The 11459-nt window shown below is 37.9% G+C and carries 12 protein-coding genes; 4 read left to right on the top strand and 8 right to left on the bottom strand.

Going from position 1 to position 11459, the window contains the following annotated elements:
* Positions 1-370 precede the first annotated feature (370 nt).
* The 8 genes from thiE to V3I05_RS00455 form a co-directional block, all read right to left on the bottom strand.
* Positions 371-1021 carry a thiamine phosphate synthase gene (gene thiE / locus V3I05_RS00490; protein ID WP_295699355.1) on the bottom strand — a complete coding sequence of 217 codons (651 nt, stop codon included), beginning with the start codon at positions 1019-1021 and terminating at the stop codon, positions 371-373.
* 93 nt (positions 1022-1114) lie between these two features.
* Entirely contained in the window at positions 1115-1384 is a 270-nt protein-coding gene (locus V3I05_RS00485; RefSeq protein WP_300447965.1) for a type II toxin-antitoxin system YafQ family toxin, read from the bottom strand.
* Positions 1381-1596: a hypothetical protein gene (locus tag V3I05_RS00480; protein WP_295699360.1), complete on the bottom strand. Its 216-nt coding sequence runs from the start codon at positions 1594-1596 to the stop codon at positions 1381-1383. The genes V3I05_RS00485 and V3I05_RS00480 overlap by 4 nt, the downstream gene beginning before the upstream one ends.
* Before the next feature lie 44 nt (positions 1597-1640).
* Positions 1641-1937, bottom strand: a complete 297-nt coding sequence (locus V3I05_RS00475; protein ID WP_343353678.1) for a type ISP restriction/modification enzyme — start codon at positions 1935-1937, stop codon at positions 1641-1643.
* On the bottom strand, positions 1930-2073 hold the full coding sequence (locus tag V3I05_RS00470) for an adenine specific DNA methyltransferase (protein WP_343353677.1): 144 nt from the start codon (positions 2071-2073) through the stop codon (positions 1930-1932). Before V3I05_RS00470 ends, V3I05_RS00475 begins: the two co-directional genes overlap by 8 nt.
* Positions 2074-2075: 2 nt before the next feature.
* On the bottom strand, positions 2076-5351 hold the full coding sequence (locus V3I05_RS00465; protein ID WP_343353676.1) for a type ISP restriction/modification enzyme: 3276 nt from the start codon (positions 5349-5351) through the stop codon (positions 2076-2078).
* The gene (locus V3I05_RS00460) at positions 5351-6088 is read right to left on the bottom strand and encodes an arginyltransferase (RefSeq protein WP_295699364.1); all 738 of its coding nucleotides are present in this window, start codon (positions 6086-6088) and stop codon (positions 5351-5353) included. Before V3I05_RS00460 ends, V3I05_RS00465 begins: the two co-directional genes overlap by 1 nt.
* Positions 6088-7272, bottom strand: a complete 1185-nt coding sequence (locus tag V3I05_RS00455) for a murein transglycosylase domain-containing protein (protein ID WP_343353675.1) — start codon at positions 7270-7272, stop codon at positions 6088-6090. Before V3I05_RS00455 ends, V3I05_RS00460 begins: the two co-directional genes overlap by 1 nt.
* Before the next feature lie 128 nt (positions 7273-7400).
* Here V3I05_RS00455 and V3I05_RS00450 point away from each other — a divergent pair, with 128 nt between their 5' ends.
* From V3I05_RS00450 to V3I05_RS00435, 4 genes are all read left to right on the top strand, one after another.
* The gene (locus V3I05_RS00450) at positions 7401-8327 is read left to right on the top strand and encodes a radical SAM protein (protein ID WP_343353674.1); all 927 of its coding nucleotides are present in this window, start codon (positions 7401-7403) and stop codon (positions 8325-8327) included.
* A gap of 564 nt (positions 8328-8891) precedes the next feature.
* Entirely contained in the window at positions 8892-9530 is a 639-nt protein-coding gene (locus V3I05_RS00445) for a superoxide dismutase (protein WP_300447628.1), read from the top strand.
* 122 nt (positions 9531-9652) lie between these two features.
* Positions 9653-10483, top strand: coding sequence for a carboxylating nicotinate-nucleotide diphosphorylase (nadC, locus tag V3I05_RS00440; protein WP_295699374.1), 831 nt, complete (start codon positions 9653-9655; stop codon positions 10481-10483).
* Positions 10484-10490: 7 nt separating this feature from the next.
* Positions 10491-11450 carry a thiamine-phosphate kinase gene (locus V3I05_RS00435; RefSeq protein WP_295699377.1) on the top strand — a complete coding sequence of 320 codons (960 nt, stop codon included), beginning with the start codon at positions 10491-10493 and terminating at the stop codon, positions 11448-11450.
* Positions 11451-11459: the final 9 nt, after the last annotated feature.

The following is an 11459-nucleotide window of genomic DNA, read 5'->3' as shown; positions in this document are numbered from 1 at the left end:
ATTAATATAGTTTCTAAACCTTTAAAAAATACTTAATACTAAGTATTTTGGGAAAATTTGAGAGTATAGACAGAATGCTTTTGTGATTTGTTTCTATCGAGTTAAAAATTTTATATTTATGCCGGGAAGAACAGAGCCGATATATGATGCTTTATTTAAATAAAAAAGAGTTATAAGCTCAAAATCTCCTTTGCTTTTTAAGTCTTGTGTAGCTTGGATTTTAAAGAGGGATTACGCATATTTTTGAAGCTTATGCCTTTTGCTAATCATTTTGTCCAAAAAAGGTGTTTATTGTATCGCACAAATCTCATTCCATTTTATTGTTTCATCTTAACTCCACAAATTGCACATTTTTAAGTTTTTATAAAATTTAGATTTGAAATCTAGAAGTGAGGGTAGAGGCATTTTGATATATATTTTCAAAAATTGAGGTGCGGGGGGATTTATTTGTATCATCTTTTTCCCATAGAGAGCTTATAACTGCGCACATATCGGTATTTTTTAGCAAATGTATGTTATGAGTGCTAATCCCCCCAATAGCGCAAATAGGAGTGTTTAAACTCGCTTTAGCAGTTTCTAGAATTTCTAAAGGCGCAAGCGGGGCATTTGGCTTCGTAGGAGAGGCAAAAAACGCCCCAAAGGCGACATAATCCACACCCAAAGATTCTAAATCTTTTGCCCTTTGCAAATCTCCATAGCTTGAAGCACCCAAAATCCCTTTAAATCGCTCCCGCGCATTTTGAATCGCCCCATCGTCCTTGCCTAAATGTAGGGCAGGGGCATTGAGCTTTAAGGCGAGATTTAGTCTATCATTTATCACAAATAGCGCGTTATATTTTTCACACAGCTCCATAAGCGGCTTTGCTCTCTCATAGAGCCACTCATCGCTATGGCTTTTATCGCGGAGTTGAAATATTTTTATCCCGCCTTTGAGGGCAGATTCTAAACATTGAGAGAGAATCTCATAGGGAGTAAGGGCTTCATTTGAAATGCCATAAATCCCTTGTAGTACGTGCTTCATCTTGCTTCCTATTTTAGAATCTTAGTAGTTATGCTTTTTGTAGGCAAATATTGTAGCTCTATATTTAAGAGAAATCTTTGTAATTATCATCACTTAAAATAACTCACTATGTGAGCCTACATCGATACAAGTGAGGATTAAAATATGTTTATCTTTTTGGTAGATTAAAAGTAAATCGGGCTTGATGTGGCATTCTCTAAAGCCTATATACTCGCCTTTAAGCGCGTGGTCTTTGTGCTTTTGCTCTAAAGGCTTATCATTGGCAAGTCTGTGAATGATTTTCAAAACAAGCTCTTGTTCTCCTGTGTTAAGCTTCTTAAAAGATTTTTTAAAGCTCCTGCTCCGCTCTATAAGATACTTCATTTCATCAAATCCGCTTTAAAACTCTCAAAATCCTCAAACACCTCTACTTCCCCATTTCGCACTTCCTCTATGGCTTTTAGAAGCCTTTTGCTTGGCTTTTTGTGAGACTTGCTAGAATCTTGGCTTTCCTTACACTTTGCATTAATCGCTTTCGCAAAGGCTTCCACAGATTTTTTAAATTTCTTATCGACATTTTCTAAAATCAAAGTCATTTGAGTTCCTTTTGCTTCTTTGGTAGTTCTTTAATCATTTATTATCATACTAATTTTATATTTGCAATGCAAGATTCTATCTCCAAACTTTTATGTAAAGTCTTTATGATATTGCTAAAATGCTTATAATCTATCTCTTCGCCTTTGTGGGATTTGAGATATTTATCTAAGACTTGGTAGCCACCGATTTTATATTCCCAAACCGCCTCGCTCACTCCGCAAAAGTGCAAGTTTTCATTCACAAAAAGCTTTTGCACTTCGGCGTCATAGGCGATTTTTTCAATTTTGAGATTTTTATTTTTTGTATCTTTATATTTGGCTTCGCCGATTTGCTCACTCATTTCTTACCCTTTCATTTATATAAAGCGGAAAAACATAGCTCCCACTACCCACCAAATGCAAATCAATAATGTTTTGTGTGATGAAAATATTATTAATCTCTTGCAACTTGCACCCTCTATCACAGACTAATCCCATATTTACGCCTTTTGGTAGAGATAGAGAGGAAAGAGGTAGTTGCCCTCTTTTGTTTTGTTTGAGATATAGCACATTTCCATTATCGTGTGTGCTATGAAGCTGTGTGTAAATTCTTTGCTTACCACTTGTCTGCAAGCTACTAACCCAATATTGCAAGTCATTCTCATCATTTCTGTTCTCTCTCTCTCTCTCTCTCTCTCTCTCTCTCTCTCTTGTTGCGAATCTTGCATTAAATGCGTAAGCATAAGCTCTTGTCCTAACGCACTTAAGGTTAAAAATTTTTCTTTAGATTCCACAAAGGGAATCTTTGGGAAGTCAATTTTAAGAAAATCAATGTATTTTTCTCTATAATCTTTATGGAATAGCACCGCATAGATATAGCCTAAAATCTGCTCTGGCGCGAAATGTTCGTTGTATTTGGTATCAATGAAGTTTCTAAATTCAGGAGTGAAATTTTCTACCCATTGTCCTTGCTTAGAATCTGCATTTTCTTGTGAATCTTTTTTGTTCTTTTTGGGGCTTTTATCTTTACTAGATTCTGTATTTTTAAGGTAAAGAGGTGAGATGTAATCTCCTCCTTGCATACCCGAACAAGACCAACTTCTAAAATCAATTATTGAATCTGTTGCAAAACCTTGTCCGCTTTGTGTGTTTGGAAAACCTCTTTTATAAATAAGCCCTACATTATCATTTTGCAAAAAATGCTGCATTATTTCAAATCTAGGGCGTGTAACTTTGGAAGTATCATAATAAACTTTCATTAAATCAAAAGGGCGATAAGCTATATTTTTGACAAATTTTAAATCAAATTCATTATAAAAGTCTTTTACTTGTTGTTCTAATTGTTTTTCATTAGAGGCAATCAATACAGAATCTTTACCTGTTACTACCCCCACGCTTGAAACCTTAAAAATATCCTTGACGCTAAAGCCCTTATCATACTCTGCCCTTAAATCCTCATTTTGTGGGATAAAAAGATAAAAGGGAGCTTTAGGCTGCAATGTAGCCCAAGCAATAGAATCCAAGGTATTTTCATACAAAAAGTTTGTTTTATCGCTTCTTTTGCCATATAAATCATAGTGGTGAATTTGAGCGAGTTTTTGAGGTTTTTCATTGGAATCTTCGCTGTGTTGAGAACGAGAAATTCTAGTATCTTGCGTAAGATTTGAATGTTTTGCAAGGTGAGGCGATGGGAGTTTATCAGGCATAAATGACCGAGCCGAGCCGCCGCAATCATTTAAAGATTGCGTAAGAGACGAATTTCTATTTTTCACAAAGATATTAATGCTTACGCCTTGCATAATATCAAAGACATTTTCATCTTTGCTTCCATCGGGTGTGGCTTCCTTTTTTCTCGCATTGCCGTGCAAATCTAGGATATAGATTGTATCAAAGGTTTTTAGCAGATGATAGCGCATACCGCGAAAGGTGGGATTATCTAAAAAGCTATTGTTGGAGATAAAGGCAAAGATTCCGCTATTTTGGGCTTTGATTTTAGATTCCGCGAAGCAGATAAACTTCACATAATCATCAAGTAGCCATTTGGGATTTTTCTCGTTTTTGAGTTTTTTCTTTTGCAGAATGGTTTTAAAGGTAGATTTTTGATTTGCATCTTTTTTGGGATTTTGCAGATAAAAGTTGATTGCTTCACTCTCTTTTTCGGTTAAATGCGCCTCGCTTGGCTCTAAACCATAAGTGATACGCACATTATCTTCAAATAAGCCTTTGTTGGCACTTGCCCCACTATAAGGCGGATTGCCTGTGATAATCAAAATCGCATTTTCTTTGATTCTTTGCGCTTCTTTAAACTCCTGCGCTAACTCCATCATTCCCGCAAAAAGATTGCTTTGCTTATTTGCCTCATCTTTTTCTTTGTTGGAATAAAGTGTGTTTGTCAGGCGGATATTGAGTGATTCATTTTCTTGCAAAGGCGCGTTAAACTCCTCTTTGAAACTTTGGGAAAGCTTTAAATGTGCGATTGTATAAGGAGCAATGAGAAACTCAAAGCCAAAGAATTGCTTTAATAGCTTTTTAGGCTCATATCTTGCGCTATCTTTAGGTGTGGATTCTAAGGTTTTGCGGAAAGCTTCAAGCAAAAATGTCCCTGTCCCTGTGGCAAAATCTAAAAGCGTGATATTGCCATTCTCCAAACTCGCACCTAAGCCATTTTTCAAGGCAAAATCTTTTTTAAGTGTAGAATCTATGGCATTAACAATAAAGCTCACAACACTTGCAGGAGTGTAATACACACCGCGAATCTCACGCAATCTAGGGTCGTATTGAGAAAGAAAAGTCTCATAAAAGTGCAAATAAGGGTCTTTATGTGTAAATTGCGTGGTGTAATGCTCTAACAAGTCTTTTTCGCTTACTTTGTTTAGCTCTTTTATAATGCTTATAATATCAATATGATTGATAATATACAAAATCTCCTCTATAAGCCATTTGATAGAATTTAAATCCTCTAAATTGTCTAAAAATCCACTCATCGCACGAATAAGCGGAAAAGACTTAGGGATAAAGGCTTTGGCATTATACAAATCAATCTCCTTGCCACTCGTATTATTTAGCCTTGCAAGAAAAAGGCTATAAGTGAGCGTTTGTGCGAGGCTATCGGCAAACTCTGTGAAATTTAACTCTTTGTAAAGCTGCTCTTTAAAAGTTTCATAAAGGCTTGTAATATGCGTGTTTTCTTGCGCCTCTATTAAAGAATTTTTTAGAATCTGTGTGCGTTGAGCAAGAGCGTTAGCAAACTCTTGTGCAGTGATAATAGGCTTTGGGCTGTGAGTAAAAAAGAGTTTGAAAAGCTCGGTCAATTCTTTTTCTTTGGATTCTAAAAGTGCTCTGTTTTTAAGGGTGGCTTTAAGTTGGCTTAAATCGCAGATTCTATATTCCTGCACGATATGCACTTTGCCTTTATCATTTTTACGCACGAAGCAAAATCGCAAATAATCCGTAAGCATTAGATTATCGCTAAGTCGCAGATATTTTTCAATCTGTGGGCTTTGTGCCACAGAATCTAAATCTGCATTCACGCGCTTGTTTTCAATATAGCCAATTATCAAGCCTTGATTTTGGATAAGAAAATCAGGTGCGCCTCTGCCCTCTTTGTCGTTGTTTGGCTCGTGTTTGATATGGAGGGATTGTAAGGCTTTGTTATGTATAGCGAGATTATCCCTTAAGATGCCAAAAAGGTTTTCTAAAGCAGTGCGGTAGGTATGCTCTTTATTCTGTGGTGAAATACTTTGTATTTGACTAAGGTATTCACTTAAAAATTGCATTATTTCTCCTTTAAACCCTCATACATCTCCCAAAGGGGGATTTCAAAGACATCGGGGATATTTTTTAGCACTTCAAAGGGGGTGAATCGCTCCTTATAGCCCATACAATAATGATCCTTTATCCAATAGCCCGGGTAGAAGTATCTTAAGCCATTTTCCTTAGCGATTTGAATTTGCTTTAAAATATTGAGTGTGCCTAAGCTGTAAGTAGCAAAGCGATGGTCATAGTAGAAATACACCGCTGTAATGCTATCAAAAACCACATCGACTAGCCCCACGCCAATAAGTTGAGAATCCATAAAATACAGCATCTCATAGCCAAAATCCTGATGCCCATCGACAAACATATCCATATAAGATTCAGGCGTTACGGGGGAGTATTCCCAACCTTTTTTATCCCGCATAGATTGATGATAGCGATTATAAAGCTCTATATGGGCTTGTGAGATAGTGGGCTTTTGTATGTATATATCGATATTTTGAGCCTTTTTTAGCACTCTCTTATGATTCTTGCTAAATGTAAAATCATCAATAAGTGTGCGGATAGAAATGCAATCCGTGCAGCCCTCACACATCGGGGTGAAAAAATAATTCCCAAACCGCCGCCAACCTCGCTCTAGCAGCCCATAATAAAAGCTAGGCGTTACATTTTGGATATGGAAATAGCGGAATATGCTCTTTTTAGAATCGATATAACTACACGCTTTTTGCTCGGAATAAAATTCAACTAATCGCATTATTTGAGATGCTCGTAATTTTTCTTATAGGTAGTAACTTTAAGAAGGTAGCGTCTTGCCTCGCTAGATGGGTGCTTAGAATGAAGTGTATCATACACCTTTGTGGGACTAAGGGCGTTGATACGCGCAAATGCCTGTGCTTTGTCATTATGGAATGTCCTTAGCACACTTCCAGCCCCCGCATTGTAAGCGGCAATCACGCAGTATTCTTGACTTTGCTTATTTTTCACATCAGGCAAATAGCGATTAAAAAGTATGCTTAGGTAAGCCACGCCGTAATGAATATTTGTCTCTGGGTCAAAAAGCATTTCTTTTGTAGGCATACCTTTTTTGCCATTGATAAGCTCATACGCGTCCGCTCCCGCTGTGCTAGGGACGATTTGCATAAGTCCATAGGCTGGTGCACCACTCACTGCATAGGGATTGAAGTTAGATTCTGTTTGGATAATGCCTAGCACAAGGGCAGGGGGGACATTATATTTATGTGCATATTTTTGTACTATGGCTTCATATTTGTGTTCGCTCTTGCTTTGATAATCCCCCACCATTTGCAAATCGACATAATTGACAAGCTTCCCCCTCTCATCATTGCGTGTTTTGAGGGCGTTTGTTATGAGATATTTAGCATATTTTTGTGCTCGCCAAGAACTAAGTATATCTTCCCCCTCATTATCCTTGACAAGCCCAGCAAGAAAGGGTTTTCCCTTAATCTCTACATCACCACTTGAATACAAATCCATATGGTTTGGGTTTTGCGACATTAAAAGTGTATTGACAATAGCCTTTTCTAGCGTATTCACCCCATCGATACTTTCTATACGAATCGCTCCTGTGGCAAAATTCACACTCACCCTTGTTCTGTATTCATTAGAGTATTTTACATAGACTTGCGCACTTGGTAATGTGATGTCTTCTTTGCTCCATCGTTTAGCGATATTGCCGCTTAGAGTCTGCGTAATTTTGGCATATTGTCTTTTAGCTTCTTTGATATTACGCAAAAGCACCTTTTCATCATTGCCATAGACTCTAAGCTGATTTCCAGCGATTTGTCGCATTGCGTATTGTGGATCATCGGTTATTGTAATATTTGCATTTTGAGTGGAGGTAGAGCAGCCATAAAATAAACTTATAAGAGGAAGCGCGTAGCAGAGCGTCATAGTCTTATGTGCGGATAGAATCTTCAAGTATAGCCCTTAATATAGAGTGTTTCAAAGCGTGGATTCTATCCTAAAAAGTTAAGTTTTCTACCATAATGCAAAATATGCTATACTTTTTGCCCTAATAAAAGCCCTGCAAGACTTTAAGGAGTAATATGGAAATTGTCTTTGGTCCTGTGCATTCACGGCGATTTGGACGCTCACTAGGGGTTGATTTATCCCCTAAGATAAAGCAATGCAATTTTGACTGCGTGTATTGTGAGCTACAAAAGGCTAAAAGTGTAGATTCTATGGGTGATGTAGTGCCTTTGCAAGAAATTATAGAATCTGTGAAAAAAGCCCTAGAGATGCATCAATGCGATGTTTTGACGCTTACTGCCAATGGAGAACCAACGCTCTATCCACATCTCAAAGACTTAATTAGCAATCTTAAAAAGATAGTGCCAGATTCTATAAAATTACTCTTGCTTACTAATGGCTCGCTTCTATGGAAAGCAGATATACGTGAGGCGCTTCAAGGGCTTGATATTCTTAAATTTTCTTGCGATAGCCTAGAGAAAAGGGCGTTTAAACGTATCGACCGCCCGCATTCTAGCCTTTCTTTAGAAACTATCAAGGAGGGCATTGTGCGCTTTTGCGAGGAATTTAAGGGAGAGATTGTGGCTGAAGTGCTGTTCGTTAAAGGCATAAACGATAGCCTTTCTCAAGCGCAAGAAATTGCCGCATTTTTAGCGAGTTTGCCACTTTGTCGTGTAGATATAGGCAGTATCGACCGCCCACCAGCTTACAAAGTAGAGGCGATAAGCGATGAGAGATTAGAGACGCTTGCACAATGCTTTTATGCCTATCCGCATTTGCAAGTCAATCTCCCAAAACGCAAGGATTCAAACAATATATCATCACAACAGGCTAAATCCTACACACAAGAGCAATTACTAGGCTTAATCAAACGCAGGCCATTAAGCATAAAAGACGCACAAAATATGTTTGATTCTCAAACTTTAGCACTCTTAGATACATTATGCCAAAAAGGCGATATAAAGCATTGTAGAGTAGGGCTTGATACTTTTTATCAAGTGTGAGTTTAAATAGAATGACTGGTTTTTATTAAATGTTCTCTTTGAGTAGAACTCATTTGTTTTATTTGAATCTCCATTTTTTGCATTTTTGATACAAGCTCTTTCTCAAAACTTTACTCTTGCCTTTGTTATTAAGTTTAAGAAAATAGAGTTTAAAATACCATAGAAGTGCTAGAATCTATGCCAAAATATGAGCCTTTAGAATAAAATTATCCTAAGCATATAGAGAAAAGATATTATCCTACCTCCGCTTTAAAATATACCTCTCACGCTCTGTAAGAGAGGAGCTTTTAATTTCTTTTTTCTTAATAAAGGCTTCCTTAAATCTATTCCTATCTCCTCTTTTATTTTTTGTAGAAGATTCGCCATTTGCCCCCCCCCTTTTTTTTTGTGGAGGAGGTGGGAGGAGACTAAAGCTTCTTTAAAAAGACAAGATAGTACTATCACTAAGGAGAGTAGCTCTAGGCACATTTGCTACTTTTGCTTTTCAACGTATAGCAAAAAGTTAAAAAAATTGTTTATAATATGGTTGCTTAAAAGCAAACAATAAATTTTAAGGAGAAAAAAATGTTTGAATTACGTAAATTGCCTTATGGCACGAACGAATTTGGAAGCTTTATTAGCGAGGAGGCATTCTCATATCACTATGGCAAACATCATCAAACCTATGTGAATAACCTCAATAATCTTATCAAAGGTACAGAGTTTGAAAATGCTGCTCTTGGCGATATTGTGTTGAAATCAAGCGGAGGGCTTTTTAATAATGCTGCTCAAGTGTATAATCACGATTTTTATTGGGACTGCATAAGCCCTAAAAGCAGTGAAGCAAGTGCAGAGCTAAGCTCGGCTATCAATGCAGAATTTGGCTCTATGGATAGCTTTAAAGAAAAGTTCCTCGCTTCTAGCACAACGCTTTTTGGCTCGGGCTGGAATTGGCTCGTGTATAACGCACAAAGTAAAAAGCTTGAAATCGTGCAAACAAGCAATGCTGCTACTCCTGTAACTGATGGCAAAGTGCCGCTTTTGGTTGTCGATGTGTGGGAACACGCTTATTATATTGACCATAGAAATGCGCGTCCTGCATATTTAGAAGCGTTTTGGAAGCATATTAATTGGGCTTTTGTCTCTTGCTCTTATGAATGGGCGCTCAAAGAGGGCATTAACTCTGCTGAATTCTATATGAACGAACTCCACCCAGTTAAATAGCCTATATTTGGCACTTCCGCAGCACTCTTAAAGCAGAATCTACACAGATTTATGCAATTATGAGTGTTGCGATTTTATGCTATTATCCTACTTTATCTTTGTTTTATGTATAAAGGGGATTTATGACCTCACATTCTATTTATACTTTTATCACTCAAGCTATTAGCGAGGATTTGGGCAGGGGCGATTTGTATGCGCTTTTTGCACCCACGAAAAAGGCTAAAGCCTATGTGTTGGCTAAAGAAGATGGCATATTCTCGGGGGAGTTGTATCTCACAGCCTTAGCGCAATATTTTCATCTCAATCTTACCTTTTTGCGTAAAGATGGACAATCCTTTCATCAAGGGGAACATTTATGCGAGTTAGAGGGCGGTTATGTGGAGATTTTGCAATGTGAGCGTGTGCTTTTAAATATCCTCGCTCATAGTAGCGGTATAGCCACTCTCGCCCATCATTATAGCACTTTGATAAAAGATACTCCTGTCAAACTCCTTGATACACGTAAGACTCGTCCATTGCTGCGGGAGCTTGAGAAATATTCTATCCGCAATGGCGGGGCACATAATCATCGCTTTGGATTAGATACGATGTTGATGTTAAAAGATACGCATTTAGCACATATAGCGGATTTAAAGGCGATTATTAGCAATGCAAGGGATAAACTGCCATTTATGTGTCCTATTGAAGTAGAATGCGATACATTTAATGCTGCTAAAGCAGCTATGGAAGCAGGGGTTGATGTAGTGATGTGCGATAATATGAAACTAGCACAGATTAGGGAGGTTGTCGCTTATCGTAATGTCAATGCGCCGCATATTACCCTAGAGGCGAGTGGGAATATCAATCTCAATAATATTAGAGAATACGCGCTAAGCGGCGTTAATGCCATTAGTGTAGGCTCACTCATACATCAGGCTAAATGGCTTGATTTGAGTTTGAAAATCAAGGACTAGATTCATAATGCAGGGCTTTGATAGGGAATCTTACTTTCTCACCTTGCTTGAAAAAGAGGGTATCACAAGGGGTGTGGGTGATGACTGCTGCATTTTAGATATACACCCCTTGCCCTCATACTTGCTCCCACATAAAGCCCATATACACAAATCCCACACACACACACAAACTATAAAGTCGCTTGTTGTAGGTATGGATAGTTTTTGTGAGGAGGTGCATTTTTTGCGCGATTGGTTTTCTCCTTATGAACTCGCTACAAAGGCGTTTTTAGTCAATTATTCCGATATTATCGCTATGAATGCCACACCGCTTTATGCTGCCTTAAGCGTGGCGTTGCCAAAGGATTGGGGGAGGGCTGAAATCAAGGCATTTGTGCGAGGAATAGGTGATTTTTGCCGCAAGTATCATATATGGCTTATCGGTGGAGATACCATTAGCGCGGCAAAAATGCAAATCCACATTACACTCTTTGGCAAAGCACACAAGCACACACTTTATCGCGATAGAATAAAGCCCAAAAGCATATTATGCTACACAAATGACAGGTATCCTCAAAATACTATCACTCAATGCTATAAAGTGCTAAAAAATCTATTAAATCTACCTAATGGTAGGATTGCTAAAGCAAAAGGGAGATTCTTATCTCCGCATATTCGCGCTCCATTTATCCGTGAATGCGCTCCATTCCTTAAGGGCGGTATGGATATATCTGATGGAATCTTAGCCGAAATCACCCGCATTTGCGCGATAAATCATCTTTTCTTTAAGCCTTGTATGCCATTTTTTGCGCCGTATTTAAAGCCATTATTGCAAAGTGGAGAATCCTATGAAATGCTTATTGCCATAGATTCTAAAGACTTTTTAAGGCTTAAGAGAAAGGCTGCACGTCATAGAATCAAAGTGTGTAAACTTGGTACATTCACGCGGCAAAGGCAGATCCTACCATCTTTTAAGCATTGGCATTAAATTTGAAGG

The organism is Helicobacter mastomyrinus (assembly GCF_039555295.1).
Lineage (GTDB): Bacteria > Campylobacterota > Campylobacteria > Campylobacterales > Helicobacteraceae > Helicobacter_C > Helicobacter_C mastomyrinus.
This window is presented reverse-complemented; position numbering and strand designations above follow the sequence as displayed.

What these genes read in the sequence shown, in the direction of transcription:
- nadC (WP_295699374.1), top strand. Translation starts at nt 9,653, where the DNA reads ATGACCTCACATTCTATTTATACTTTTATCACTCAAGCTATTAGCGAG.
- V3I05_RS00470 (WP_343353677.1), bottom strand. Translation starts at nt 2,073, where the DNA reads ATGGGATTAGTCTGTGATAGAGGGTGCAAGTTGCAAGAGATTAATAAT.
- V3I05_RS00445 (WP_300447628.1), top strand. Translation starts at nt 8,892, where the DNA reads ATGTTTGAATTACGTAAATTGCCTTATGGCACGAACGAATTTGGAAGC.
- V3I05_RS00435 (WP_295699377.1), top strand. Translation starts at nt 10,491, where the DNA reads ATGCAGGGCTTTGATAGGGAATCTTACTTTCTCACCTTGCTTGAAAAA.
- V3I05_RS00475 (WP_343353678.1), bottom strand. Translation starts at nt 1,937, where the DNA reads ATGAGTGAGCAAATCGGCGAAGCCAAATATAAAGATACAAAAAATAAA.
- V3I05_RS00460 (WP_295699364.1), bottom strand. Translation starts at nt 6,088, where the DNA reads ATGCGATTAGTTGAATTTTATTCCGAGCAAAAAGCGTGTAGTTATATC.
- thiE (WP_295699355.1), bottom strand. Translation starts at nt 1,021, where the DNA reads ATGAAGCACGTACTACAAGGGATTTATGGCATTTCAAATGAAGCCCTT.
- V3I05_RS00450 (WP_343353674.1), top strand. Translation starts at nt 7,401, where the DNA reads ATGGAAATTGTCTTTGGTCCTGTGCATTCACGGCGATTTGGACGCTCA.
- V3I05_RS00480 (WP_295699360.1), bottom strand. Translation starts at nt 1,596, where the DNA reads ATGACTTTGATTTTAGAAAATGTCGATAAGAAATTTAAAAAATCTGTG.
- V3I05_RS00485 (WP_300447965.1), bottom strand. Translation starts at nt 1,384, where the DNA reads ATGAAGTATCTTATAGAGCGGAGCAGGAGCTTTAAAAAATCTTTTAAG.
- V3I05_RS00465 (WP_343353676.1), bottom strand. Translation starts at nt 5,351, where the DNA reads ATGCAATTTTTAAGTGAATACCTTAGTCAAATACAAAGTATTTCACCA.